Annotated in this window: 28 protein-coding genes; 4 read left to right on the top strand and 24 right to left on the bottom strand. The window is 69.3% G+C overall.

What is annotated here, in order from left to right; genetic code table 11:
- Positions 1–167 precede the first annotated feature (167 nt).
- Positions 168–1,763, top strand: coding sequence for a PAS domain-containing methyl-accepting chemotaxis protein (locus A6B37_RS06880; protein ID WP_111825285.1), 1,596 nt, complete (start codon positions 168–170; stop codon positions 1,761–1,763).
- A gap of 61 nt (positions 1,764–1,824) precedes the next feature.
- On the opposite strand, the gene fliR is transcribed toward A6B37_RS06880, so the two are convergent.
- The 13 genes from fliR to fliF all read right to left on the bottom strand — a co-directional run bounded on the left by fliR (position 1,825) and on the right by fliF (position 13,139).
- Complete coding sequence (gene fliR, locus A6B37_RS06875) at positions 1,825–2,613, bottom strand: flagellar biosynthetic protein FliR (protein WP_102770912.1); 789 nt, start codon at positions 2,611–2,613, stop codon at positions 1,825–1,827.
- Between the two features lie 40 nt (positions 2,614–2,653).
- Entirely contained in the window at positions 2,654–2,923 is a 270-nt protein-coding gene (gene fliQ / locus A6B37_RS06870; protein WP_008163193.1) for a flagellar biosynthesis protein FliQ, read from the bottom strand.
- 17 nt (positions 2,924–2,940) lie between these two features.
- Positions 2,941–3,693 carry a flagellar type III secretion system pore protein FliP gene (fliP, locus tag A6B37_RS06865; RefSeq protein WP_111825284.1) on the bottom strand — a complete coding sequence of 251 codons (753 nt, stop codon included), beginning with the start codon at positions 3,691–3,693 and terminating at the stop codon, positions 2,941–2,943.
- A 66-nt stretch (positions 3,694–3,759) separates the two neighbouring features.
- Positions 3,760–4,083 (bottom strand): flagellar biosynthetic protein FliO, encoded by a 324-nt coding sequence (fliO, locus tag A6B37_RS06860; protein ID WP_102770914.1) that lies wholly within the window; start codon positions 4,081–4,083, stop codon positions 3,760–3,762.
- 10 nt (positions 4,084–4,093) lie between these two features.
- Positions 4,094–4,639, bottom strand: a complete 546-nt coding sequence (gene fliN / locus A6B37_RS06855; protein ID WP_102770915.1) for a flagellar motor switch protein FliN — start codon at positions 4,637–4,639, stop codon at positions 4,094–4,096.
- Positions 4,632–5,639: a flagellar motor switch protein FliM gene (fliM, locus tag A6B37_RS06850; RefSeq protein WP_102770916.1), complete on the bottom strand. Its 1,008-nt coding sequence runs from the start codon at positions 5,637–5,639 to the stop codon at positions 4,632–4,634. Before fliM ends, fliN begins: the two co-directional genes overlap by 8 nt.
- Before the next feature lie 2 nt (positions 5,640–5,641).
- The gene (gene fliL / locus A6B37_RS06845; protein WP_168202123.1) at positions 5,642–6,268 is read right to left on the bottom strand and encodes a flagellar basal body-associated protein FliL; all 627 of its coding nucleotides are present in this window, start codon (positions 6,266–6,268) and stop codon (positions 5,642–5,644) included.
- Positions 6,269–6,438: 170 nt separating this feature from the next.
- Positions 6,439–7,800 carry a flagellar hook-length control protein FliK gene (locus A6B37_RS06840; RefSeq protein ID WP_111825283.1) on the bottom strand — a complete coding sequence of 454 codons (1,362 nt, stop codon included), beginning with the start codon at positions 7,798–7,800 and terminating at the stop codon, positions 6,439–6,441.
- Between the two features lie 24 nt (positions 7,801–7,824).
- Entirely contained in the window at positions 7,825–8,274 is a 450-nt protein-coding gene (gene fliJ / locus A6B37_RS06835) for a flagellar export protein FliJ (RefSeq protein ID WP_111825282.1), read from the bottom strand.
- Positions 8,267–9,730, bottom strand: a complete 1,464-nt coding sequence (gene fliI / locus A6B37_RS06830) for a flagellar protein export ATPase FliI (protein ID WP_111825281.1) — start codon at positions 9,728–9,730, stop codon at positions 8,267–8,269. The genes fliJ and fliI overlap by 8 nt, the downstream gene beginning before the upstream one ends.
- Positions 9,727–10,470 carry a flagellar assembly protein FliH gene (gene fliH, locus A6B37_RS06825; RefSeq protein ID WP_102770921.1) on the bottom strand — a complete coding sequence of 248 codons (744 nt, stop codon included), beginning with the start codon at positions 10,468–10,470 and terminating at the stop codon, positions 9,727–9,729. Before fliH ends, fliI begins: the two co-directional genes overlap by 4 nt.
- On the bottom strand, positions 10,463–11,473 hold the full coding sequence (fliG, locus tag A6B37_RS06820) for a flagellar motor switch protein FliG (protein ID WP_102770922.1): 1,011 nt from the start codon (positions 11,471–11,473) through the stop codon (positions 10,463–10,465). The genes fliH and fliG overlap by 8 nt, the downstream gene beginning before the upstream one ends.
- Complete coding sequence (gene fliF, locus A6B37_RS06815) at positions 11,463–13,139, bottom strand: flagellar basal-body MS-ring/collar protein FliF (protein WP_102770923.1); 1,677 nt, start codon at positions 13,137–13,139, stop codon at positions 11,463–11,465. Before fliF ends, fliG begins: the two co-directional genes overlap by 11 nt.
- Positions 13,140–13,468: 329 nt before the next feature.
- Between fliF and fliE the strand changes: the two genes are divergently transcribed.
- Positions 13,469–13,801: a flagellar hook-basal body complex protein FliE gene (fliE, locus tag A6B37_RS06810; protein WP_102770924.1), complete on the top strand. Its 333-nt coding sequence runs from the start codon at positions 13,469–13,471 to the stop codon at positions 13,799–13,801.
- 26 nt (positions 13,802–13,827) lie between these two features.
- Here fliE and A6B37_RS06805 read toward each other — a convergent pair whose 3' ends face one another.
- From A6B37_RS06805 to A6B37_RS06775, 7 genes are all read right to left on the bottom strand, one after another.
- Positions 13,828–14,625 (bottom strand): flagellar brake protein, encoded by a 798-nt coding sequence (locus tag A6B37_RS06805; protein WP_246842390.1) that lies wholly within the window; start codon positions 14,623–14,625, stop codon positions 13,828–13,830.
- A 23-nt stretch (positions 14,626–14,648) separates the two neighbouring features.
- On the bottom strand, positions 14,649–14,969 hold the full coding sequence (locus A6B37_RS06800; protein WP_111825279.1) for an EscU/YscU/HrcU family type III secretion system export apparatus switch protein: 321 nt from the start codon (positions 14,967–14,969) through the stop codon (positions 14,649–14,651).
- Positions 14,969–16,276, bottom strand: coding sequence for a flagellar hook-length control protein FliK (locus A6B37_RS06795; RefSeq protein ID WP_111825278.1), 1,308 nt, complete (start codon positions 16,274–16,276; stop codon positions 14,969–14,971). Before A6B37_RS06795 ends, A6B37_RS06800 begins: the two co-directional genes overlap by 1 nt.
- Positions 16,273–16,626, bottom strand: coding sequence for a flagellar protein FliT (locus A6B37_RS06790; RefSeq protein WP_102770929.1), 354 nt, complete (start codon positions 16,624–16,626; stop codon positions 16,273–16,275). Before A6B37_RS06790 ends, A6B37_RS06795 begins: the two co-directional genes overlap by 4 nt.
- A gap of 47 nt (positions 16,627–16,673) precedes the next feature.
- On the bottom strand, positions 16,674–17,102 hold the full coding sequence (fliS, locus tag A6B37_RS06785; protein ID WP_102770930.1) for a flagellar export chaperone FliS: 429 nt from the start codon (positions 17,100–17,102) through the stop codon (positions 16,674–16,676).
- An 18-nt stretch (positions 17,103–17,120) separates the two neighbouring features.
- Positions 17,121–18,512: a flagellar filament capping protein FliD gene (fliD, locus tag A6B37_RS06780; protein ID WP_111825277.1), complete on the bottom strand. Its 1,392-nt coding sequence runs from the start codon at positions 18,510–18,512 to the stop codon at positions 17,121–17,123.
- Between the two features lie 142 nt (positions 18,513–18,654).
- Complete coding sequence (locus A6B37_RS06775) at positions 18,655–19,032, bottom strand: flagellar protein FlaG (protein WP_102770932.1); 378 nt, start codon at positions 19,030–19,032, stop codon at positions 18,655–18,657.
- A gap of 140 nt (positions 19,033–19,172) precedes the next feature.
- On the opposite strand from A6B37_RS06775, the gene A6B37_RS06770 reads away from it, so the two are divergent.
- Positions 19,173–19,910, top strand: coding sequence for an IclR family transcriptional regulator (locus A6B37_RS06770; RefSeq protein ID WP_102770933.1), 738 nt, complete (start codon positions 19,173–19,175; stop codon positions 19,908–19,910).
- 10 nt (positions 19,911–19,920) lie between these two features.
- Here the strand turns inward: A6B37_RS06770 and A6B37_RS06765 are convergent, their stop codons facing one another.
- The 4 genes from A6B37_RS06765 to A6B37_RS06750 all read right to left on the bottom strand — a co-directional run bounded on the left by A6B37_RS06765 (position 19,921) and on the right by A6B37_RS06750 (position 23,767).
- The gene (locus A6B37_RS06765; protein WP_102770934.1) at positions 19,921–21,087 is read right to left on the bottom strand and encodes an acyl-CoA dehydrogenase family protein; all 1,167 of its coding nucleotides are present in this window, start codon (positions 21,085–21,087) and stop codon (positions 19,921–19,923) included.
- A complete protein-coding gene (locus A6B37_RS06760) occupies positions 21,087–22,313 on the bottom strand; it encodes a CoA transferase (RefSeq protein ID WP_111825276.1) in 1,227 nt (408 codons plus the stop codon). The genes A6B37_RS06765 and A6B37_RS06760 overlap by 1 nt, the downstream gene beginning before the upstream one ends.
- A complete protein-coding gene (locus A6B37_RS06755; protein WP_181390866.1) occupies positions 22,310–23,281 on the bottom strand; it encodes a tripartite tricarboxylate transporter substrate binding protein in 972 nt (323 codons plus the stop codon). The genes A6B37_RS06760 and A6B37_RS06755 overlap by 4 nt, the downstream gene beginning before the upstream one ends.
- A gap of 69 nt (positions 23,282–23,350) precedes the next feature.
- Positions 23,351–23,767: a cupin domain-containing protein gene (locus A6B37_RS06750; RefSeq protein ID WP_111825275.1), complete on the bottom strand. Its 417-nt coding sequence runs from the start codon at positions 23,765–23,767 to the stop codon at positions 23,351–23,353.
- A gap of 174 nt (positions 23,768–23,941) precedes the next feature.
- Here A6B37_RS06750 and folC point away from each other — a divergent pair, with 174 nt between their 5' ends.
- Complete coding sequence (gene folC / locus A6B37_RS06745) at positions 23,942–25,252, top strand: bifunctional tetrahydrofolate synthase/dihydrofolate synthase (protein WP_102771806.1); 1,311 nt, start codon at positions 23,942–23,944, stop codon at positions 25,250–25,252.
- Positions 25,253–25,273 lie beyond the last annotated feature (21 nt).

Below are 25,273 nucleotides of genomic sequence, written 5' to 3'. Positions count from 1 at the left end.
TAACGAAAAAAATAGCGCCCGAATCGGGCAATGAAGTGTTCGACGGCCGTCACGCACCAGCGTGCGCCTGGCCTTACGAACCGGGCGGAAACGTATACGCGGGGCGTCAGGTCCACTTTGTCCGCCGTTGTTCATTTGCTGTTCTTTGACGAAACCGGAGGCAAGCTGTGCGTGTCAATTTACCCGTCCATAACGTGGAAACCAAGCTGCGCGCCGATCAGTACCTGATCTCGCGCACCGACACCAAAGGCCGGATCGTGTATGCGAATCCGGCCTTTATCGAGGTGAGCGGCTTTTCGCGCGAGGAACTGATCGGCAAGGCCCACAACATCGTGCGCCACCCGGACATGCCGCCGCAAGCCTACGAGGACCTGTGGGCCACGCTGCAGGCCGGCGGCTCGTGGCTGGGCCTGGTCAAGAACCGGCGCAAGGACGGCGGTTTCTATTGGGTGCTGGCCAACGCCACGCCCATCGTCGAGCACGGCGAGGTGGTGGCTTATTCGTCGGTGCGGGTGCAGGCCTCGGAAGAGCAGATCCAGATGGCCGAGGAGCTGTATGCGCGCATGCGCGAGGGCACGGCCCGCGGCGTGCGCATCCGGCGCGGGCGTCCGGTGCGGGCCGGCTGGCGGCGCGGCCTGGACGCGCTGGCGTTTCCGTTCAGGCAATGCGTGCGCAGCCGCATGCTGCGCCATGCGCTGCTGTCGGCGGGCATCGTGACGGCGGCGGGGGCCTATGGGATGTATGCCGGTTGGGAACGCATGGATGCGCAGCAGGTGGGGCTGGCGTGCGCCGCCTTGGGCGCCGGCGTGCTGGCGCTGTTCGCAATGAGCTGGCGTCTGTCGCGGTTCGTGCTGGATCCGATGGTGGATGCGGCCAACATGGCGCGGCAGGTGGCGGCGGGGAACCTCACGACGCAGATCGTGCCGGAATCGGATGACGAGATCGGCAGCCTGATGTTTTCGCTCGACGTGATGCGCAAGAGCCTGATCGGGATTGCGCAGGATGTGTACCGCGGCATCGAGGGTACGACGCAGGCGGCCTCGCATATCGCGCGCGGCAATCAGGAGCTGGCCGGCCGCACGGAGGGCCAGGCGGCGTCCCTGCAGCAGACCGCGACGAGCATGGCGCAGCTGACCGCCACGGTGCGGCAGAACGCCGACAATGCGCGGCAGGCCAATGAGCTGGCCGCGAGCAGCATGGACGTGGCGCGGCGCGGCGGAGTCGCGGTGGGCCAGGTGGTGGAGACGATGCACGGGATTTCGGACAGTTCGCGCCGGATCGCCGATATCGTGAGCATCATCGAAGGGATTGCGTTCCAGACGAATATCCTGGCGCTGAACGCGGCGGTCGAGGCGGCGCGGGCCGGCGAGTCTGGCAAGGGGTTCGCGGTGGTGGCGGGCGAGGTGCGCACGCTGGCGCAGAAGAGCGCGCAGGCCGCCAAGGAGATCAAGGGGCTGATCGAGGATTCCGCGGACCGCGTGACCGAGGGGTCGCAGCAGGCCGAGCAGGCGGGCGCGACGATGCAGGAAATCGTGGCGGCCGTGCATCGGGTGACCGATATCATCGCCGGGATCGCGCGGGCGTCGCAGGAGCAGTCCAGCGGGATCGAGCAGGTGGATACGGCGGTGTCGCAGATGGACGTGATGACGGCGCAGAACACGGAGCTGGTGCAGGAGCTGGGGGGAGCCGTGCGAGAGCTGGGCGGGCAGTCGGCGGCGCTGCGGGATACGATCCGGGTTTTTCGCCTTACCGGGCACCAGTAGCTGTCGATGACGCCGTTCGCGGCCGGAGCGCTTGGCGTTCCGGCCGCGATGTTGTCTTTGCCTACTTGCCCGCCAGGGCGTCGGCGACGCGGCTCATGGCGGTCAGGCCGGATTCGAACAGGGATTCCAGGAACGGGCCGGCGTGCGGCAGGACCACGGTCAGGACGGTGACGCCCACGATCAGGGTGACCGGGAAGCCGATGGAGAAGACCGACAGCTGTTGGGCGGCGCGGTTGAGGATGCCCATGGCCAGGTTGATGGTGAGCAGGGCGCAGATGAGCGGCAGGGCCAGGAGCAGGCCGGAAATGAACACGGTCTTGCCCCATTCGACGATCACGCCCCAGCCGTTCTGGTGCAGCTGGATCATGGCGATGGGCAGGGTGTCGAATGAGCGCACCAGCGCGGCCAGGACCAGGAGGTGGCCGTCCAGCGCCAGGAAGGTCAGCATGGCGATGATGTTGAACAGGCGCGAGAGCACGGCCGTGTTGGCGCCGGAGCCGGGGTCGAAGAACGAGGCGAAGGACAGGCCCATCTGCAGGCCGACGAATTCGCCGGCGGTCTGGACGGCGGCGAACACCAGGCGCATGGTGAAGCCCAGCGCGACGCCGATCAGGACCTGCTGCATCACCATCCAGAGGCCGGCGTAGGAGCCCGGCGAGACCGGGGGCATGGGGTCCAGGGCCGGGCCGACCGCGACGGCGAGGACGAAGGCCAGGCCCACCTTGACCTTGATGGGGATGAGCGATTCCGAGAACAGCGGGGCGGTGCCGACCAGGGCCAGGATGCGCACGAACGGCCAGAGGAACTGGCCGATCCAGCCGTTGAGCTGTTCGAGCGTGAAGGCGATCATGGCGGGGCGCTGTTGCGGCGGGTCTGCGATTGCCGGCCGCTCAGGACACCAGCATGGGGATCTGGCCGATCAGTTGCCGGATGTAGTCGACCATCACGCCGATCAGCCAGGGGCCCAGCAGCACCAGCACGCCGCACATGGCCAGCAGCTTCGGAATGAACGACAGCGTCATTTCGTTGATCTGCGTGGCGGCCTGGAAGATGCTGATGACCAGACCCACGACCAGCGTGACCAGCAGCAGCGGGCCGGCCATGGCCAGGACGATTTTCATCGCCTGGTAGGTCATGGTCATGACGGTTTCGGCGGTCATGGCGGCTCCTTGCGGCGTTATTGGTAGAAGCTCTGGGCCAGCGAGCCCATGAGCAGGTTCCAGCCGTCGGCCAGCACGAAGAGCATGAGCTTGAAGGGCAGCGCCACCGTGACCGGGGGCACCATCATCATGCCCAGCGCCATCAGCACGCTGGCGATCACCAGGTCGATGATGAGGAACGGGATGAAGATGGTGAAGCCGATCTGGAAGGCGGTCTTGAGTTCGCTGGTGATGAAGGCCGGCACCAGGATGCGCATCGGCACCTGGGCCGGGTCTTCCATGGCGGGCTGATTGGCCAGGTTGGCGAACAGCGACAGGTCGTTCTCGCGCGTCTGGTGCAGCATGAAAGTGCGCAGCGGCGCGGCGGCGCGTTCGACCGCGGCCTCGAACTGGATGGAGCCTTCGGACAGCGGTTTGTAGGCGTCGGTGTAGATTTTGTCGAACACCGGCGACATCGTGTAGAAGGTCAGGAACAGGGCCAGGCCGATCAGCACGTGGTTGGGCGGCGACATGGCGGTGCCCATGGCGCTGCGCAGCAGGCCCAGCACGATGATGATGCGGGTGAAGCCCGTCATCATGAGCAGGGCCGCCGGCAGGAACGACAGCGAGGTCATCAGCAGCAGGGTCTGCATGCTGAGCGAATAGGTCTCGGAGCCGTTAGGGCCGGGCGTGGCCGTCAGGGCGGGCAGCGTGGCCTGGGCGACGACGCCCGCCGGGAACAGGGCCAGGCCGAGCAGCGCGGCCGCCCCGAGCAGGGACGGCGCAAGCATGCGGGCGCGGGCGAGAGGCGTGCGGGAGGGCAAACTCATGGGTATGGCGTGTCGCGCGCGAGAGCGCTAGCGGCGCTTGAGCGCCTGGCCCAGCTTGGCCGCGAACGCGGCCGCGGGCAGGGGCGATGCCTGCGGCAACTGGCCGGCGGGCAGGGTATGCAGGGTATTGAGCTGGTTCGGGCCTACGCCCACCACCAGCCAGGTGTTTTCGATTTCGACGACCACAATGCTCTGGCGCGGACCCACCGGCAGGCTGGCGACCTGGCGCAGCAGGTTGCCGCCGCCGCGCTGGGCCAGGCCGGCGCGGCGCGCCAGCCAGGCCGCGGCCAGGATGGCGGCCACCACCAGCAGCAGGCCGAGAATGACGCGGGCGAGGGCGGCTTCGGTCATGGCGCCAGAATCAGCGGCGGTTGTTCAAGCGGTTGATCCGCTCGGACGGGGTGATGATGTCGGTCAGGCGGATGCCGTACTTGTCCTCGACCACCACCACTTCGCCCTGGGCGATCAGGTAGCCGTTGACGAAGATGTCCATCGGTTCGCCGGCCAGGCCGTCGAGCTCGACCACCGAGCCCTGGCCCAGCTGGAGCAGGTTCTTGATGGTCAGGCGGGTGCGGCCCAGTTCTACCGTGAGCTGGACGGGCACGTCCATGATCAGGTCGATGTCGGTGCCCGTGCCGCCGCTGGCGCCGGCCAGCGGCTTGAACACCGAGTGCGCGGCGGATTGCGCGGCCGGCGCGGCCGCGGGGGCGGCGGCGGGCGCAGGCGCGGGAGCGGCGGCCGGAGCCGGCGCCGCGGCGGCCTGTTCGGCCATCGCGGCGGCCCAGTCGTCCTGCGGCTTGAGGCCGTCGGCCTGCGTGGGCGGGGTGGCGCGGGATTGTTCGGCGAGCGCGTCGGCCCAGTCGTCGGCCGGGGACGAGCCGGTGCCGGGCTCGTTCTTGTCAGTCATGGTCAGAGGCCTCGTTGGGTTCTGTATCGTGGGTAAACATGTTTTGCACGCGCAGGGCGTAGCGGCCGTTGAAGACGCCGTAGCCGCATTCCATCAGCGGTACGCCGTCGACGCTGGCGATGACGGTTTCGGGCACTTCCACCGGCAGCACGTCGCCGACCTTCAGGTGCATCAGCTCGCGGATCGACGACGGGATGCGGGCGAATTCCGCGACCACGTCGATGTCGGCGCTGCGCACCTGGCGCGAGAGCTGCTGCGACCAGCGCTGGTCCACTTCGTCCAGCGTGGTTTCCTGCAGCGGGCGCGTGAGCAGGTCGCGCACCGGCTCGATCATGGAATAGGGCAGGCAGATGTTCAGGTCGCCGCCGGTGGCGCCGAATTCGATGTGGAAGGAGGTGACGACCACCACTTCGTTGTTGCCGGTGATGCTGGCGAACTTGGTGTGCATCTCCGAGCGCACGTACTCGAATTCGATCGGGTAGACCGGGTCCCAGGACTTGCCGTAGCTTTCCAGGGTCAGGTTGAGCAGGCGCCGGATGATGCGCTGTTCGGTGGTGGTGAAGTCGCGGCCCTCGACGCGGGTGTGGTAGCGGCCGTCGCCGCCGAACAGGCTGTCGATGACCAGGAACACCAGGTTCGGGTCGTACGTGAACAGGGCCGTGCCGCGCAGCGGCTTCATCTGGACCATGTTCAGGTTGCTGGGCACCGGCAGGTTGCGTTCGAAGTCCGCGTACTTCTGGATCTTGATGGAGCCGACGGTGATGTCGGCGCTGCGGCGCATGAAGTTCAGCAGCACGCTGCGCATCTGGCGGGCGAAGCGCTCGTTGATGAGCTCCAGGGTCTGCATGCGGCGGCGCACGACGCGCTCGGGCGAGCTCAGGTCGTAGGCGCGCGCGCCGGCGTTCTGGCCGGCCGCCTGGGTCTTGTCGTCGCTTTCGCCGGTGACCCCGGCGAGCAGCGCGTCGACTTCGTCCTGCGAAAGAAATGCCTCGTAGGCCATGCTTATTGCACCACGAACGCCGTGAAGAGCACGTCGGTGACGTACTGGCCGTCAGGCAGGGGCGAGAACGGGCGGTTGACGCTCTGCTTGATGGCTTCGGCCATGTCGGTCTTGCCCTGCTGCGTCTGGACGCCGACGGGCGATTGCGAAGACAGCACCATCAGGATGCGGCTGCGCACTTCGGGCATGTACTTTTCGAGCCGGCTGCGGCTTTGCTCGTCGCTGACGCGCAGGGTCAGGCCGACGTGCATGATGCGTTCGGTGTCCGGGTTCTGCAGCGTGACGGTAAAGGGTTCGAGCGGCACGAAGATCGGGGCGGGCACGGCGATGGGCGCGGCCGGCGGCGCGACGAAGTTGGCCGGCGTGGCCTGCGGGCCTTGCCCGGCATGGCCGGCGGCTCCGGGCTGGCCGGGCTGGCCCGCGGGAACCTGGCCGACGCCCAGCTGGACCGGCGCGGCGCCTTGCTGCTGCAGGCGTTGGGAGATGTACCAGGTGGCGCCGGCGCTGGCCGCGGCCACGAGCAGCAGGACCAGTAGCGCCAGCAGCGGACGCAGGATGCGGCCCAGGCCGCCCGGGCGGGGGGTAGATGCGCCGCGCGCAGGCATGGGTGTGGTTTTGGTAGTCGCCATCTCGGTGTCGAAGCTTATTTTGCCGCTGATGAAAACGGGTTCTTAGTGGATGAAAGCATTCTGCCCCAAATGCCGCCCCGGCTTGGGGGCGAAAAACAGGGCGAAAGCCGCGTATCTCAAGCTATTGCTGCACTGCCCCCCAGCCTTGCCGGCGGCGGGCCGCCGGCAGTTCAGGCGAAGGTGTCGACCAGCGCATTGGCGTTGCGCGCCGGCAGGGCCGCGGCGGGCGCATCGGCCACCGCCACGGCGCCCGCGGCGGCGCCGCCCGCGCCGCGCTGCGAGCCGTTGCCGCCTTGCTGCGCGAACTCCTGCTGGGCGGACTGTTCGCCCACGCTGGTCTGGCCCAGCGAGATGCCGGCCTGGGCCAGCGCCTGCTGCAGTTGCGGCATGGCGGCTTCGACCGCGTGGCGCACGGAGGCATGGGCCGACACGAACGAGGCGCTGGCCACGCCGTCGGCCAGGTTCAGGCTGACGCGCAGCGGGCCCAGGTCGGGGGGATCGAGCCGCAGTTCGGCGGTCTGCACGCCCTGGCGGACGTTGTGGCTCATCACGACCATCTGCTGGCCGAGCTCGGTGCCCCAGTGCGTGCCGCCCACGGGGGTGGCGACCTGCATCACCAGCGGTATGGCGGGCGCGGCGAAGGCGGCGGGGTTGGCGATGGGCGCGGCAGGACGCTGGGCGGCGGCCAGGGCCTGGGCCACGCCTTCGTGGGGCGCGGCGCCAGCTTGCGGCGCCTGGAACTGCGGGTCGGCCGCGGCGATGGCGGCCTGCGCTTCGTCGCGCAGCGGCGTCTGGGCCTGGGCGGCGTCGTCTTGCGGCTGGCGGGCGGCCTGGGGCAGCACGGCCTCGGGCGCCAGGCGCGGCGTTTCCATGCGCGGCGCGGCGGGGCGGCCTGCCGGCGCCTGGATGGCTGCCGGAACGGCCGGAGCCGCCTGCTGCGCGCTGCCGGGCTTGGCCGCGGCGGTCAGCACCGGCAGCGCCGCCTCGGCGTCGCGCGCGATCTGCGCGGCGGCGGCCTGGGCCTGCTGGGCGCTGGCCCCGACCGGCGCGCCCATGACCAGGGCGGCGTCCGCGGCGCCCAGCGCCGAGGTCAGCACGGCCGCGCCGGCGCCCATGGCGCTGGCGGCGGCCGCGGCGTCGCCGCGCGCCAGCTGCACCTGTTGCGCGGCCTGGGCGGCGATTTCCAGCGCCTGCTGCGGCAACACCACGCTCGTCTGCGCGGCAACGGCCAGCGCGCCGGCCTCGCCCTGCGCGGCGGTCTGCACCGCTTCGTCGATGGCGCCGGCGGCGGCGTTTTCCGCATGCGCGGCGGGCTCGGCCGGGTTCGGGTTCCGGGCCGGCGTCTTGGCCGGCGGCTTGGACTGGCTCTCGGCGGGGCGCGAGCCAGCTTCCTGGTCGGAGCGCTGGCGCGCCATCACTTCGGAAAAGCTGGGGCCCTTCTGGTTGGCGGGAGTCGGCCGGGCGCCGAGCGCATCGGCGATCGAGGCCTTGGCGCCGGGCGCGACGGAGGGCAGGGGCAGGGGAGCGTTCATCTGGGGCTTCCTGTGGGATATCGCTTAATGCATGCCGGCCTGGCGCTGGACCAGGCGGGCCGAGTATTCGTCGTTGGCGCGCTGTTCGCGGCGCGATTCGGCCACCGCCCGGGCGCGGACTTCGCGCTGGGCCAGCGCGTCGTAGGAGTTGAGCTTGCGCTTTTCCTGCTGCCAGTGCTGGCGGCCCTTGGCCAGGTTTTCGTCGGCCTGGCGCAGTACCGCCTGCTGCTGGCCGATGGCGTCGTCCAGGGTGCCGATGAAGCGCTGGTAGTTGTGGCAGTCGCTGGCCGACATGCCGCTGACCATCGCCTGCTGCAGGCGCGTCAGGTAGTCCTGGCGGTAGTCGTGCAGCATGCCGAGCTGGCGCTCGGCGTTGCCGCGCTCGGCGTTGAGCCGGCCCAGCAGGCGGGCGGCTTCGTCCGTGCTTTCCTTGGCCAGGTCGATGAGCATGTCCAGGGGCAGTTGGCTAGGCATAGGTCGCTCTCATCTCGAAGGTTGCGCGCAACTGGCCGATGGCGTCTTCGTAGCCGATGTTTTCGCCGATGTCCTGCTGCAGGAAGGCTTCCAGCCGCGGATAGCGGGCGATGGCGTCGTCGAGCTGCGGATCGTTGCCGGCGGCGTAGGCGCCCACGGCGATCAGGTCGCGGTTGCGCTGGTAGCGCGACAGGGTTTGCTTGAAGCGGCGCACCACGGCGAACTGTTCCGGCGGGATCAGCGCGGTCATGGCGCGCGAGATCGACGCCTCGATGTCGATGGCGGGGTAGTGGCCGGCCTCGGCCAGGTGGCGCGACAGCACCACGTGGCCGTCCAGGATGGCGCGCGCCGAGTCGGCGATGGGGTCCTGCTGGTCGTCGCCTTCGGCCAGCACGGTATAGAAGGCCGTGATGGAGCCGGCCTTGCCGGACGGGCCGGGCGCGCCCATGCCGGCGCGTTCGACCAGCGTGGGCAGCTTGGCGAAGACCGAGGGCGGATAGCCCTTGGTGGCCGGCGGTTCGCCGATGGCCAGCGCGATCTCGCGCTGCGCCATGGCGTAGCGGGTCAGCGAGTCCATGATGAGCAGCACGTCCAGGCCCTGGTCGCGGAAGTGTTCGGCCAGCCGGGTGGCGTAGGCCGCGCCCTGCAGCCGCAGCAGCGCCGACACGTCGGCCGGCGCGGCCACCACGACCGAGCGGGCCAGGCCTTCCGGACCCAGGTTGTGTTCGATGAATTCCTTGACTTCGCGGCCGCGCTCGCCGATCAGGCCCACCACGATCACGTCGGCCTTGGTGTAGCGGGCCATCATGCCCAGCAGCACGCTCTTGCCCACGCCGGAGCCGGCGAACAGGCCCATGCGCTGGCCGCGGCCCACCGTGAGCAGGCCGTTGATGGCGCGCACGCCGGTGTCGAGCACGGTGTCGATGGGCGCGCGCGACAAGGGATTGATGGGCTGGGCCGACAGCGGCGCGAGTTCGGCGCCGGTCAGCGGGCCCAGGCCGTCCAGCGGCCGGCCGGCGCCGTCGAGCACCCGGCCCAGCAGCGCGTTGCCCACGGGCAGGTGGCGGCCCAGCTGGGGCTTGGCGTTGCCGTTGAGTTCGGCCTTGCGCGGCAGGGGAATCTGGCGCTGCACCGGCGGCTCGCCGGGCACCACGCGGGCGCCGGGCGGCAGGCCGGAGATGTCGGCCTGGGGCATCAGGTACAGCGTGTGGCCGTCGAAGCCCACGACTTCGGCGTCGGCCCAGTGGTCGTGGCCGCGCGCGATTTCGATGCGCGCGGCCGCGCCCACCGGCAGGCGCAGCCCGGTGGCGTGCAGCACCAGTCCGGTGGCGCGCGTGATCTTGCCGCTGACCAGCCAGGGGTCGGTCGAGGCGGCGCGGATCGAGCCGATCTGCAGCTGGGTCTGCCAGCGGTCGATCACCGGCGCGGCCGGCGTAGGCTGCGGCTTGCCGTTCACGCCGGGTCCTCCCAGGCCACGTTGCGTCCGAGCGAGGCCGCGACCCGGCGCCAGCGCGTCTGCAGCGTGGCGTCGATGTCGCCGAACGGCGTCTCGGCGCGGCAGCCGCCGCGCGTGATGGACTCGTCGGCCAGCACTCGCCAGTGGCCTTCTTTCAGCTCGTCGGCCAGGTGCAGGCGGATGAGTTCGATGTCTTGCGGGTTGGCCCACAACCGCATCTGGCCGCCGGCCGAGGGGTTGATGTGCAGCACTTCGCGCACGGCGGCGGCGACGGCCTCGGGCTGTTCGGCCAGCGTGGTGCGCACGACCTGCTGCGCGATGTCCAGCGCCAGGGTCAGCAGGCCCTGGCCCATTTTTTCCTCGAGCGCGCCGAGCGAGGCCGCGCAGGACTGCATCAGCGCGTGCAGCTGCTGCGCCTCGGCGGCGGCCTGTTCGCGCGCCTGGGCCAGGCCTTCGGCGTAGCCCTGTTCGCGGCCGGCGGCCAGCCCGGCTTCGAAGCCCGCCTGGCGGCCGGCTTCCAGGCCGGCGGCATGGCCTTCGGCGTGGCCGGCCTCGCGGCCCTCGGCCATCGCCTGGGCGCGCAGCTGCGCCATGACGACTTCGGGGTCGGGGCCAGGATCGGGCTGCGGCTCGGGCTCGGCCTCGACGGCCGCGGGCTCGTCGAACGACAGCATCTGCCAGCGCCGCCAGGCGGCGCTGCGCGAGATCGGCGCAGCGGCGAGGCTGTCCGCGTCAGACATAGGTGTCGTCCCCCTGGTTGCCCAGGACGATCTGGCCGCTTTCGGCCAGGCGGCGCGCGATCTGCAGGATCTTCTTCTGTTCGGCCTCGACCTTGGACATGCGGATCGGGCCCTGCGCCTCGAGGTCCTCGCGCAGCATTTCGGCGGCGCGGCTGGACATGTTGCGCAGGAACTTGGCGCGCAGCTCTTCGGGCGCGCCCTTGAGCGCGACCATGAGGGTGTCGTTGTCGATTTCCTTGAGGATGAGCTGGATGGCGCGGTCTTCGACGTCGAGCAGGTTGTCGAACACGAACATCTCGTCGATGATCTTCTGCGCCAGGTCGTTGTCGCGCTCGCGCAGGCTGGCGACCACGGTTTCCTCTTCGGCCGAGTTCATCATGTTCAGGATTTCGGCCGCGGTGCGCACGCCGCCCATCTTGCTGCGCTTGGCGCCCTGGCCGGCGAGCACGGAATTCAGCACCTCGGTCAGTTCCGACAGGGCCGCGGGCTGCACGCCGCCGAAGGTGGCGATGCGCAGCATCACGTCGTTGCGCAGGCGGTCGGTCAGCAGCGCCAGCACGCCGGCGGCGCGGTCGCGCTCCAGGTGCACCAGGATGGTGGCGATGATCTGCGGATGCTCGTCGCCGATGAGTTCGGCCACGGTGGTCGGGTCCAGCCAGTTCAGCGCGTCGATGCCGCTGCCGCCTTCGCCGGCTTCCAGGATGTCCTCGATCAGGCCGGCGGCGCGGTCGCTGCCCAGCGCCTTGGTCAGCACGGTGCGGATGTAGTCGTCCGAGCCCAGCGTGACGGCCATGAATTGGTCGGCCTCCTGGCGGAATTCTTCCAGCACCACGGCCACGTCGTTGCGGGTGACCTGCTTGAGGGTGGCCATGGCCGCGCCGACCTGCTGGACCTCACGGGCGGTGAGGTACTTGAACACTTCGGCGGCTGCGTCCTCGCCCAGCGACATCATCAGGACGGCGCTGCGCGTCATGCCGTCGAGCGGCGTGGAATCATTTTTCATCTTTGCTTATCCAAGTGCGCAGCACCATCGCGACGGCGCGCGGGTCTTTCTCGGCCATCGTGCGGGCGCGCTGCAGGTTGTCCTGGTAGCGGTCGACTTCCTTGGCGCGGGCCGTTTCCTGGGCCTCGCGGGCCGCCTCGATGCGTTCGGCCTCGGCCTGCTCGGGATCGACCGGCGGGTACAGGTAGTTGCCCACCGTGCGGCGCAGCACGCGGTACAGCCACAGCGCCAGCACGCCGCCGACCAGCCAGGCCAGGATCGTCTTGAACAGGGCGATCATTTCCGGATCGCGCCACACCGGCACCGGCGGCGGGCCGTCGTTGAACTGGCTGTTGACCAGGTTCAGCGAATCGCCGCGCGCTTCGGAGTAGCCCATGGCTTCGCGCACCAGGTTGGTGAGCTTGGTGAGCTCTTCGGGCGGCAGGGCCTGCGGCTCGCCGTCCTTGTCGCGGATGTAGTTGACGACCACGGCGACCGACAGGCGCTTGAGCATGCCCACCGGCTGCTTGATGTGGCTGATGGTGCGATCGACTTCGTAGTTGGTGGTCGCGTCGCGGCGTTCGTTGAGGTTGGCGGCGGCCGTCTGCGTGCCGGTCTGCTGCGCGCCCTGCGCCTGGCCCTGGGCGTTGGCCGCTTGCTGCGGCGGCTGGCCCGGACGCTGCGGCTGGGGCGGGTTGACGATGGGCGCCTGGGCGTTGGCCGGGGCCTGGTTCGACAGCGCGCCGGGCACGCCCTGGGCGGGGTTGACGCCGCGCTGGGTGGAGTCGCTGGTCTGCTGGCTGCGCACGGCGGCCTGGCCGGGCTCCTGGTTGGGGCGGTAGACCTCCGAGGTTTCCTCGCGGCGCGCGAAGTCGACGTCGGCGCTGGCCTGCGCGTGCACGTTGCCCGGGCCGACCAGCGGATTCAGGATGGTGAGGATGCGTTCGACCGTGCGCTGTTCCAATTCGCGCACGAAGCGCATCTGGTCGGCGTCCATGCCGCGGCCTTCGCCCAGCGGAGCCGACAGCAGGCGGCCGTTCTGGTCGACGATGGAGACGTTCTCGGCGGTCAGTTCGGGAACGCTGGAGGCCACCAGCCAGGAGATCGCGGAGACCTGGGCGTCGCTCAGGCTGCGGCCGGGGTAGACGTTGAGCAGCACCGAGGCGGTGGGCGCCTGGCGCTCGCGCACGAACAGCGACTGGCGCGGCATGGCCAGGTGCACGCGGGCCTGCTGCACGGTGTGCATGGCTTCGATCGAGCGCGCCAGCTCGCCTTCGAGGCCGCGCTGGTAGTTGATCTGCTCGGCGAACTGGCTGGCGCCGAAGCGGGCGTTGTCCATCAGTTCGAAGCCGACGTTGCCGCCGCGCGGCAGCCCCTGCGAGGCCAGCTGCAGGCGGGCGTCGTAGACGCGGTCGGCCGGCACCAGCACGGCGGTGCCGGCGTCGTTATAGCGGTAGGGCACGTTCATCGCGCCCAGCGCCGTCACGATGGCGCCGCCGTCGCGGTCGTCCAGGTTGGAGAACAGGACTTTGTAATTGGGCTCGCTGCTCCACATCGCCACGGCGACGACGACTGCGACGAGGCCGGCCGCCGCGCCGAGCAGGAGGGGCTTGGGCAGCGCGCGCACCTTTTCCAGCACGGGAAACCGGGTCAGCAGCGACGAGCTCAGGGTGGCCTGCTGGGTCATCGACGGCTCCCGCTGGCTACGCGGAGCTGGGAATGGAGCTTCATGTCTTGGTAGGGCAGATTACACATGCAACGTGCTTCTGGTCTGGGGAGAGCGTGGATTATTGCCCCTGAGACGGCAATCCCAATCGTCGAAAACGACGGGTTTTTGGCGTTACTTATCCCCTATGTCGGCGGCCGGGCGCGCAGGCCGGCCGCGCCGCCGGACCGAGTCGGGCGCATTCGCGGAAATGTCGGGGTTTTTGGCGCTTCTTGTGGGCTATGGCCGCGCGCGTCCGGCGTTACGCTGTGCGCATATTCGGCGTAATCCCCACCAGCAAGGAACCAGTAATGGCTGTATCAGGCTTGTCCGGCATCGAAAGCATGCTCCAGCAGATGCGCGCGGTCGTCAGCAAGGCGCAGACCGGCAATCTCTCCGCCGGCGAAAGCGTCGCCCAGCCGGACGGCTTCGCCGCCGAGCTGCAGCGCTCCATCCGCCGCGTCACGGGCGCGCAGAACGCGGCCACGGCCCAGGCCAAGGCCTTCGAGCTGGGCGCGCCCGACATCTCGCTCAACGACGTCATCATCGACATGCAGAAAGCCAGCATCGGCTTCCAGACGGCGGTGCAGGTGCGCAACAAGCTGGTTGCGGCCTACAAGGAAATCTCCTCGATGTCCGTCTGATTCCGCGGGGCCGGGCGGCCCCGGTTTCAAGTGCGCTGCGCGCCTCGCTCCAGGCGCCACACGACCTGCTGCAGCCAGTTCTCCTGGCGCGCGCTCAGGTCCAGGAACATGGCGCCCAGGTGGCTGACGGCCGGTTCCCCGGTCAGCGACACATGGCGCGGCGCGGCGCCGTCGGCGTCCTGCGCCATGGGCTGTCCCGACACCGGATACACATTGCGCACTTCCAGGTCGGCGCTGATCTTGCCGAGCTGGCCGAAATCCAGTTCCACGTTCTTCATCACCGTGCCGCGCGCGGGCAGGGCGCCGACTTCCATGACGGCGCGCAGGCCCACGCCATCGACGGAGATGTCGCGCACCGTGAAGCGACAGGCGGGCCTGCCGGGTTCGGCCTGCCAGCTCGCATGGCACATGGCGGCGTTGGCGATCAGCGAGGCGCGGAACATCTTGCGGCGCTGGATGCGGGCCAGGCGCTCGGGAAACGGCGACACCAGGGCGGCGCTGCCGTCGTCGAACTGGATCACGTCGGGCCGCGCCACGCGGAAGCGGATCTGCACGCCGCCGTAGGCCGTGGCGTGGAAATAGAAATTGGTGCCGCTCAACAGGCCCATGCTGTCGGACTGCTGGAAATCGGCGCCGGCGTAGTCGCGCGGCCGCCAGAAGAACTGCAGGCTCTGCTTGTCCGCGCCGAGGATGAGCACGGCGATTTCGCGATCCGCGGCGTCGCGCACCAGGATGTGGCTGTCGGGGTGCGTCAGCTCGAACAGGGCTGCGCGCATGTCTTCCGGGCGGGTCAGCAGGAATTCCGGATCGCTGGCGTCCAACACGATGATCGTCCTTGATTTGAGGGTCAGGCCGTGGGCGCGGTCTCGGGCATGTCGCGCGATTCCAGGCGATACAGCCAGGCCAGCAATTCTGCCACTGCTACGTAGAGTTGGGGCGGAATCTGGGCGTCCAGGTCCACCTGCATCAGCAGGCCGACGAGTTCGCGCGACTCGTGGACATAAAGGCCGTTGTCGCGCGCGGCGCGGACGATGGTGTCGGCCAGCTGGCCGTAGCCCTTGGCCACCACGCGCGGCGCGCCGTCCTTTTCCTCGTAGGAAATGGCGACCGCGGCGTTGCGGTTGGCGTTCGGATCGGGATTGGAGCCGGGATCGGCGGGCGTGCGCATCAGATATCAGCCGGAATCACGGGGCGCGGCTCGACCACGCTCACCGACAGATTGCTCAGGGTCAGGCCCGCGGCCAGCAGGCGCGAACGCAGCGTGTCCGAGTCGTCCTGGAGTTCGGACGCGCTGTGAGGCGCGACGAGCTGCAGCACCAGCTGGTCGCCGGCCAGGTTCAGGCGGGCGTCGACCAGGCCCAGGCGCGGCAGGTCCAGCTTCACCCGGGTGGCCCAGGTGGACGTGGCAGCTTCGGGGTCGCCGCCATAGGGCTCGCGTTCGACTTCCCATTCCATGGGCGTGCCGGGCCAGGCCTCGCCCTGCCAGGCCAGCGCCTGGTTGGCCAGCACGTCGAGCTGCTGGCGAACCAGCACGGTGAGGTCCTGGTGGATGCCGGCGATGGGCGCGCCCGGCGCGGAGGACGAGCCGCCGGCGGGGGCCGGGGACGCGGGGTCCGCGCCGCCGGCGCGCGCCGGGGCGGGCGTTTCGCCGCGCGCACGCGCCGGCGCCGGGGCGTTCTCGGTGCTGTTCGCCGCCGCGTTCGGGTCCAGCCGGGCTTGCGGCTCTTCGCGCAACTGCGCGGGAGAGGTCCGGCCGTAGACCATGTCGGTCAAGTGCGATTCATAGAAGAGGCCGCTGGTCTGCAGCGCCTGGCGCAAGGCCTGGCCCAGCACGCGCGCGCTGGGGGCGGCGGCCGCATGCGCCTGGACCGCGGCATCGGCGCCGCGCAGCGCGGCGGTTGGCACGGCGGGCAGCTCGGGCTTGCCGGCGGCGGGAGCGGGAACCTGGGCCGCGGGCGGCGCCGGCTGTCCCGATGGGGCGGCTTGGGCGGGTTGCGCCGGCTGGCCCGCGGGCGCCTGGGCAGGTGCGCCCGGGGCCTGGCCGCTGGCCTGCCCGGCGGGCGCGCCGGCGGTCCACAGCGGCGCGCGACCCTGCAGCGCGGGCGCGGCCTCGGGATATTGGGCCAGCAGGGCGAGTATGGTGCGCGCGGTCGTGCCCAGCGTGGTCGGGGCCGAGGCCGTGGTGTCGCTGCTGGTGACCAGCCCGCGGGCCGCCAGGGCCAGCGCGGCGGCCGTCTTGGCGTCCACGACCGGATTCTGGCGTTCGCCGCGGGCGCCGCCGCCTTGCACGCCCTGGCGCGGATCGCGCGCCGAGCCGTCGGCGGAGCCGGATCGGTCCAGGCTGCCGGGCTGGCTGACCGCGTCCGGCCGCGCGCCGGAAGCCAGGTTCGCGTTGGCGGCGGACATCGTCGTGCCGAGCACGGCGTCCAGCCGCTGCACCAGGACGTTGCCGAGTGCGGCGGGGCCTACGCTCATTCTTCAGGCGCCTGGTGGCCGTAGGCGGAAAGCAGGGTCTGCTGGCGCTTCATGCGGCCCAGCAGTTCGCCCAGCCGCGCCAGCTGCGGCAACGCCAGGTCGCGCGTCTGCGCGTCGTTTTCCAGGATGCGCACCAGCAGGTCGTACTTGATGGCGCGGCCGGATTCGTCCAGCGGCGTCCTGGATTCCAGCAGGCGCAGGCGCTCGACCCGTTCGCAGTACTGCTGGCCATGTTGCATGGCTCCGTCCCAGTCGCCCACCTGGGCGGCCGCAAGCATTTCTCCCGTGATGAGAGCGATCTCCTGGTAGTGCTCCAGGATGGGCGAGGTGTACTGGGTAATGGACGTCATGGAAATCTCGGGCGTTCGAGGGCTGGGCGGTGAGCGTAAGCTGCCCTTCAGGTCTGCAAGCCGACGGCGGAGCGGTCGATGGACGTCTGCCAGGCTTCGGCCAGATCCCCCAGCAGGCGGTCGGCGGTGTCGAGCGCGGCGGCGTCGGCGCGCAGGTTCGCCAGCAGCAGCGTGCGGACGATGTAATCGTAGAGACGGGCCAGATTGGCGGCGATTTCGCCGCCCGCGTCCATGTTCAGTCCGGTCTTCAGGCCTTCGTCGACGATCTTGATCGCCTTCGAGATGGCCGCCCCGCGTTCCGTCGCCCGGCCTTCCTGGAGGTGAAGGCGGGCCTGCCCGATCGCCGCCCGGGCGCCCATGTACAGCAGTGAAATCAGCCTTTCCGGGCTGGCGCCCAGGACCTGGGTCTCCAGGCCGATGTCGGCATAGGAACGCACCGAGTAGGAGCCGGTGGGGCGGCGGGCGGCGTAAGTCATGAATGCATCTTCTATAAATTACTTGGATTTGCTCATGGCCGCGAACTGCTTCTCGAGGTAGCTCGCCGTCACGGTCTGCTGCGAGACGAACTTGTCCAGAGCGATGAATTGGGCGCGCATCGCGTCCATGGCCGCGGTGCTGGAAGCCTTGGCGCGGGCCAGCTGGTCCTTGACGTCCTTGATGGACTCGTTCAGGCCGTCCTGGCTGATCTTGATGGAGCCGTTGCTGCCCAGCACCGCCTTGGTGGCGGCGTCGAAGCGGGCGGCGAGGCCGTCGGGCGCGGTCATGATGCGCTTGACGTCGGCGGGGTTCTCGGCCAGGGCCTTGTCCAGTTCCTTCTGGTCCAGCTTGAGCTGGCCGGTCTTGGGGTCCATGGTGATGCCGAGGTCGGCCAGCGAACGCAGCGACCCTTCGGTGGTGACCACCTGCAGCGCGCCGGACATGGACGACTGGATGCCGCGGGCGGTGCTGTCGCCGGTCAGGGCCTGGTTGGTCTGGGCGGCGACGTCGAAGGCCGTGTGCTTGCCGATCGTGGTTTGCAGCGCGTTGTAGGCGTCGACGAAATCCTTGACCGCCTTGCTGGCCACGGTGGTGTCGCCTTCGAGCTTCAGGGTGACGACCTTGTCGGCCCCGGTGACGCTGTCCTTGCCGGTCAGGGCGGTGAGGTTCAGCGTGATGCCGTCGATGGCGGTGGAGACGTTGTTGCTGCCGCTCTTGACGGTGATGCCGTTGATTTCGATCTCGGAGTCGGCGGCGGCGGTCTGCTGCGTGAGCTGGGCGCCGGTGCCGGAGTTGTAGCTCAGGATGTCCTGCAGCTTCTGGTCGCCGGTCACGGTGATGGACTTGACCGAGGCCTGCACGCCGGTGTCCTTGGCGCTCAGCATCAGGTAGCTGCCGTTTTCGTTGGTGATGATGGTGGCGCGCACGCCGGCCTTGTCATCGCTGTTGATGGCCTTGGCGATGCCGTTGAGCGAGGTGTCGCCGTTCAGGTTGACGGTGTGCTTCTCGCCGTTGGTGAGCTCGATCTCGAACGAGCCGTCGGCGCCGTTGGAGGCGGTGCGGTCGCCGACGTTGCCGGACTGCAGGGTCTGGGCGGCCGCCAGGTTCTTGACCTTGATGGCGTACTCGCCCATGGTCGCGCCGTCTGCGCCGACGGTGGCGGTCAGGCCGTCGCCCACGACGTTGGCCTTGACGGCGTCCAGCGTGGACGACTTGCCCAGCGCCTCGGCGGCTTTCTGCAGGGCTTCCACGGCGCTCTGGATCTGGCCGAAGGCGCTCACGCGCGCCTCATAGCTGGCCTGACGGTTGGTGTACAGGCTCAGCTTTTTGTCTTCTGCGGCCTGCAGTTTCGAGAGGATCTCCTCCAGGGGCAGTCCGGTGGTCGAGCCGAGATTGGTGATAGAAGCCATGTGAAATCCTTCCTAGCAATGCGATTCTGTCAAAAATACGGGGCCGGCGATCTGGCGTGTAAGGGCAAAAGGCAACCCTAATTCGACGCTTCTGCGGCGGATTGGCGCTGAACATGCGTCAAACGCCGTTTTAATTCTGTGTTCAGGCACTCGTCTTGATGCCGTTGCCCTGCATGTTCACGATCATCTTGGCGATCCTCAGCACCGCCTCGCTGGGTATCGTGCGCACCACGTCGCCCGATTCCGCGTCCACGACCGACACCACCACCTGGTGCACGTCCGGATCGATTTCGAACTGCAGGCGGGTGGACCACGCCTTCATCTGGAGGTTGATTTCCTCCAGGGCCTTTTCCAGGGGCAGCTTGTTCGAGTCGGCCTGCTCGGAGGTTGCGTTGCCGGCGCCGCCGCCATTGGCGGAGGCGGCGGGGGGCGTGACGCTGACGGCCGGGTCAGCCGCCACGGGGGCGGGCGCGGCCTGCAAGGGAACGAACGATGCAGGGGCTAACGGGGTTACGGCCATCATGACTCCAACTGCGTTGCGGGCGTCCGGGTGGAACGCGCGGGTTTCAGGGAATTCTCAGCTACCATTACGGCAGGCCCGCGGGGAACTTTAGTGTCCGGCGGGCCAGATGTTTCACACGTAAAGGTTCGGACGGGGCAATGAGTGTCAAGACGGCGCTGCGAGTCATTGAAATCATCGAAACCTACGCCCGCGAAAAGCGCGCGCTGCCGCTGTCGGAGCTGGCCCGGCTGCTCGACGTCCCGGTATCGAGCTGCCTGGCGCTGATCCGCACCCTGACCGGGCTGGGCTATCTATATGAAACCGGGCGGCGCCAGGGCTATTACCCCACCGGCCGGCTGCTGGCCATGGCGCAGCGCATCGCGCGCGCCGATCCGGTGCTGGACCGGGTGTATCCCAGCCTGACCGAGCTGCGCGACGCGACCCGCGAAACCGTGGTTTTCGCCAAGCTGACCCAGGACGGGCGGGTGGTGTACCTGGACGTGCTGGATTCGCCGCACACCATCCGCTACGCGCCGGTCGCCGGCGAGTTCAAGGACATACACGCCAATTCGCTGGGCAAGGCGCTGCTGTCGGTGCTGGACGCGCCGGCCCGCGACGCGCTGCTGGCCGGCATGCCCATGACCCGCCACAACGAACGCACGCTGATCACGCCCGAGGCGCTGCTGGCCGACCTGGAGCGCTCGCGCGAGCGCGGCTGGTTCATGAACAGCGGCGAATCCATCGCCGACGTGGGCGCCATCGCCTGGCCGGTCACGCTCTCGGGCGAGCGCTACGCCATCTCGGTGGGCGGGCCGATCTACCGCATCGAGCCCCAGCAGGAGAACTACGCCCGCATCCTGCGCTCGGCCTGCACGGCGCTGGAGCAGCAGGCGTAGTGCCTGGCGCTCAATACGACTTGGGCAGCCCCAGCACTTTTTCGGCGATGAAGCACATGATCAGCTGGGGGCTGACCGGGGCGATGCGCGGGATGAAGCTCTCGCGCAGCAGGCGTTCCACCGTGTATTCCTTGGCGTAGCCCATGCCGCCCAGCGTCATCACCGCGGTCTGGCAGGCGTTGTAGCCGGCCTCGGCCGCCAGGTATTTGGCGCTGTTGGCATAGGGCCCGCAGGGCTTGCCGGCGTCGTACAGGCTGGCGGCCTTGTACACCATCAGGTCGGCCGCCTCCAGCTGCATCCAGGCCTGGGCCAGCGGGTGCTGGATGCCCTGGTTCTGGCCTATCGGGCGGCCGAACACGACGCGCTCGCCGGCGTATTTCACCGCCCGTTCCAGCGCGGCGCGGCCGATACCCACGGCTTCGGCGGCGATCAGGATGCGCTCGGGGTTCAGGCCGTGCAGGATGTATTCGAAGCCGCGGCCTTCCTCGCCGATGCGGTCGGCTACCGGAATCCGCAGGCCGTCGATGAACAGCATGTTGGAATCCACGGCCTTGCGGCCCATTTTCTCGATCTCGCGGACCTCGACGCGCTCGCGGTCCAGGTCGGTATAGAAGAGCGACAAGCCCTGGGTGGGCTTTTCCACCTCCGACAGCGGGGTGGTGCGCGCCAGCAGCAGCATCTTGTGGGCGACCTGGGCGGTCGAGATCCAGATCTTGCGGCCGTGCACCACGTATTCGTCGCCCTGGCGCACGGCTCGCGTGCCCAGCTTGGTGGTGTCCAGGCCGGCGTCGGGCTCGGTCACCGCGAAGCACGCCTTCTCGCGGCCGGCGATGAGCGGCTCCAGCCAGCGGCGGCGCTGCTCGTCGCTGCCGAACACCACCACGGGGTTGAGCCCGAAGATGTTCATGTGCACGGCCGAGGCGCCGGTAAAGCCCGCGCCGGAAGCGGCGATGGTCTGCATCATCAGCGCGGCCTCGGTCATGCCCAGGCCGGCGCCGCCGTATTCCGGCGGCATGGCGATGCCCAGCCAGCCGTCGCGCGCCAGGTCGGCGTGCAGCGGCTCGGGAAAGCCGCCTTCGCGATCGCGTTCCTGCCAGTATTCGTCGGGATAGCGTTCGCAGATGCGGGCGACGGCGTCGCGCAGGGCCAGTTGCTCGGGCGTGAATTCAAAGTCCATCAGTCGTTTCCATCCTGGGTGATGCCACGGTCTGCCATGGCGTTGATGCTGGCGCGGTCGTAGCCGGCCTGCTCCAGTACTTCGCGGCTGTGCTGGCCCAGCCGCGGGGCGGGCCGGCGCAGGGCGGTCGGGGTGCCTTCGTAACGGCCCAGCGGGGCGGGCGTGCGGATCGGGCCTTCGCTGGGGTGGTCCACGTGGCGGATGAAGCCGGTGGCCGCCAGGTGCTCGTCCTGCAGCAGGCCGTCGATCGTGTAGAGCTGCGAGGCCGGGATATCGGCCCGCGCCAGCTCGGTCAGCCATTCCTGGCTGGCGCGCGTCGCGATCACGTCGGCGACGAAGGCATAGACCTCGTCGATATGGGCGGCGCGCGCGCCGTGGCTGCAAAAGCGCGGGTCCACGCACAATTCCGGCCGCCCGATCAGGTCGAAGAAATTGCGCCAGTGCTTGTCGTTGTAGATCAGCAGGCAGATATAGCCGTCGGCCGTGGCGTAGGGACGGCGGTGCGGCGCGAGCAGGCGGGCGTAGCCGGTGGGGCCCAGCGTCGGCTCGAAGGTGGCGCCGCCCAGGTGGTCGCCCAGCATCATGTGCGCCATGCCCTCGAACATGGGGATCTCCACCTGCTGGCCGCGCCCGCTGCCGCGGGCGTGCAGCACCGCCGACACCAGCGCGATGGCTACGTGCAGGCCGACGGCGCGGTCGGCCAGCGTCAGCGGCGCGTAGCGCGGCAGCTCGCCGCTTTGCTGGGCGGCGAGGGCGGCGATGCCGGTCTGGCCCTGGATCAGGTCGTCGTAGGCGGGCCGTCCGGCGTAGGGGCCGGCCTCGCTGAAGCCGTAGGCGCCCAGGTACACGATGCGCGGGTTGCGCGCGGCCACCGCCTCATAGGACAGGCCCAGCCGCGCCATGGCCTGGGGGCGGATGTTGTAGAGCAGGGCGTCGCAGCTTTCGGCCAGCTTGAGGCAGGCCTCCAGGCCCTCGGGCGTTTTCAGGTCCAGCACCACCGAGCGCTTGTTGCGGTTCAGGTGCAGGTACAGGTGGCCCATGCCGGGGTTGCGCATGGGACCGACGGCGCGCAGGTTGTCGCCGGCGGGAGGCTCCACCTTGATGACGTCGGCGCCCAGGTCGCCCAGGACCTGGGTGGCGTAGGGGCCCATGACGACCGAGCTCAGGTCCAGGATGCGCACGCCGGCGAGCGGTCCGGCGGCGGTGGGGGTGGGCTGGGCGCTCATTGCTGCTGGATGCCCGCGTCGCGGATCAGCTTGCCCCACAGGTCGCGCTGCTCTCCGACGAACCGGCCGAAGTCCTGCGGCGTGCCGGAGAAAGCGTCGAAGCCCAGGCCGGCCAGGCGCTGCTTGACCTCGGGCTTGGACACCACCTGGTTGATCGCCGCGTTCAGCTTGGCGACGATCTCCGGCGGCAGGCCGGCCGGGCCGAAATAGCCGTTCCAGGAGTTCAGGTCGAAGTCCCGCACGCCGGCCTCGGCCATGGAGGGCAGTTCCGGCACGATGGCGCTGCGCTCGGCGGTGGACACGGCCAGCGCCCGCAACTGGCCCGACTGCACGAAGGGCAGGCCGGAGGCCAGGTCGGTGAACATGAAGTCCACCTGGCCGCCGACCACGTCGGTCAGGGCCTGCGGCGTGCCTTTGTAGGGCACGTGCAGGATGTCGATCTTGGCGCGGTTGGCCAGGGTTGCGCCGGCGACGATGCCGGTGCTGTTGCCGCTGGCGTAGGTGATGCGGCCCGGGCGCTGGCGCGCGTCGGCCACCAGCTCGCCGACGTTCTTCCACGGACGCTTGGGGTTGACCACCAGAATGAAGGGCAGGTTGCCGCCGCGCGCGATCGGCGTGAAGTCCTTGACCGGGTCGTAGGGCACGTTCTTCATCAGCCAGGGGGCGGCCGAGTGCGAGGTGTTGGTGGTGACGAACAGCGTGTAGCCGTCCGGCTTGGCGCGCGCCACGTAGGCGGCCGCGATGGTGGCGTTGGCCCCGGGCTTGTTCTCCACCACGATCTGCTGGCCCAGGATGGCCGACAGCTCGGAACCGAAAATGCGGCCCACGGCGTCCGTGCCGGAGCCGGCCGGAAACGGCACGATCAGTGTGATGGGCTTGACCGGATAGTCGGCCGCCTGGGCCTGCGGGGCGGCCGCGAGGGCCGCGCCGCCGACCAGCACGGCCTTCAGCAGGTTCAGGAATTTCATGGTTTGTCTCCTGTGTTGTCGGCCCGCGGCGCGGCTTCTGCGGCCGCGGTCGCGGGGGCTGCCGCCGCTTCAGGCGGCGGAGGGGGGCGCCGGAAAGTCCCGGATCACGCGATCCGGGGATTCTTCATAAGGGGGCGTGTAGATCACCAGCAGCCGCGCCGGCTCGTCGCTGGTGACCGTGAACACGTGCGGCACGTCGGGCGGGAAGTAGCAGCAGTCGCCCGGGCCCATGTCGGCCGCTTCGTCCTGCACCTGGGCGCGCGCGGTGCCGGAAATCAGGTAGCAGACCTGTTCGATGCCCGGATGGGCGTGGGGCAGCGCGCCTTTGCCCTTTTCGATGACGCCCAGCAGCACCTCCACGCCGCGGGCGCCGACGGTGTCCGGGCCGATGAGGCGGCGGTTCAGGGTGCCGGTGTGGTTGGCGGGGTGGTAGCCCGGGACGTCGGCTTCCCGGACCAGCCAGCGGGGCGTCTTGCCAGTGGTCATGTTTTTCCCTCAAATTTTCATATGTGAATTTATTTTTATGTATGAGAAAAGAATCGGCAAGCGGTTTTTCGGCCCGGATACCGCTTCGCGCCCTGGGGGATTAGGGAAAACACCGGGCCCGGACTGTTAAAATCCGCGGCTGGTTCCACTCTGATGCCACTTTACGGCCCCGCCATGTCTTCTGTCCGCACGCCTGATGCTTCCGCCAGCCTGTCCGATTGGCTGCAGTACCTGGAATCCATCCACGCCACCGCGATCGACATGGGCCTGGACCGGGTGCGCGAGGTGGCCGCGCGCCTGGGGCTGGAGCTGAACGCCATGAAGTTCGTGGTCGGCGGCACCAACGGCAAGGGCTCGACCTGTGCCATGCTGGAATCCATCCTGCTGGCGGCCGGCTACAAGGTCGGCCTGTACTCCTCGCCGCACCTGATCGACTTCAACGAGCGCGCCCGCATCAACGGCCAGATCGCCACCGACGAGGCCCTGATCGAGCAGTTCCAGGCGGTCGAGGCGGCGCGCGGCGACGTCTCCCTCACGTACTTCGAATTCACCACGCTGGCCATCCTGCGCCTGTTCTCGCAGTCGCGCCTGGACGCCGTGGTGCTGGAAGTGGGGCTGGGCGGCCGCCTGGACGCCGTCAACATCGTCGACGCCGATTGCGCCATCGTCACCAGCGTCGACCTGGACCACACCGACTGGCTGGGCGACACGCGCGAGAAGATCGGCTTCGAAAAGGCCCACATCTACCGCGCCGGCCGTCCCGCCATCTGCAGCGATCCCGCGCCTCCGCAGTCGCTGCTCGACTACGTCGCGGAAATCGGCGCCGACCTGTGGCTGTTCGGCCGCGACTTCAACTATTCCGGCGATCGCCAGCAATGGGCCTACGGCGGGCGCGGCCAGCGCCGCAACTCGCTGGCCTATCCGGCGCTGCGCGGCGCCAACCAGCTGCTCAACGCCTCGGCCGCGCTGGCTGCGCTGGAATCGGTGCGCGACCGCCTGCCGGTGCCGCAGCAGGCCGTGCGCCTGGGGCTGCTGCAGGCCTCGCTGCCCGGCCGCTTCCAGATCCTGCCCGGCCAGCCCACCATCATCCTGGACGTGGCGCACAACCCGCACGCCGCGGCCGTGCTGGCCCAGAACCTGGACAACATGAGCTTCCACCCGTATACCCACGCGGTGTTCGGCATGCTCAACGACAAGGACCTGGCCGGCGTCGTCGCCAAGCTCGGCACGCGCGTCGACTACTGGTATTGCGCCGGGCTGCCCGGGCCGCGCGGCGCCACCGGCGAGGCGCTGGCCGAGCAGGTCGCGGCCGCCTTGCCGCCGGTGCCCGCGGGCGGCGAAAGCCCCGGCGTGAGCGCCTACGCCGACCCGGCCCAGGCCTTTGCGGCGGCGCGTGAACGGGTGGGCGAGAATGATAGAATCGTGGTGTTCGGATCGTTTCTGACGGTAGCCTCGGTTTTGCAGGCGCTGGGCCGCAAGGCCTAAGGCAAGATCGGGTCAAGAACG

Source organism: Achromobacter sp. HZ01 (assembly GCF_003267925.1).
GTDB lineage: Bacteria > Pseudomonadota > Gammaproteobacteria > Burkholderiales > Burkholderiaceae_B > Achromobacter > Achromobacter pulmonis_A.
The sequence above is the reverse complement of the archived record's forward strand: the minus strand, read 5'-3'. Positions and strand labels throughout refer to the sequence as shown.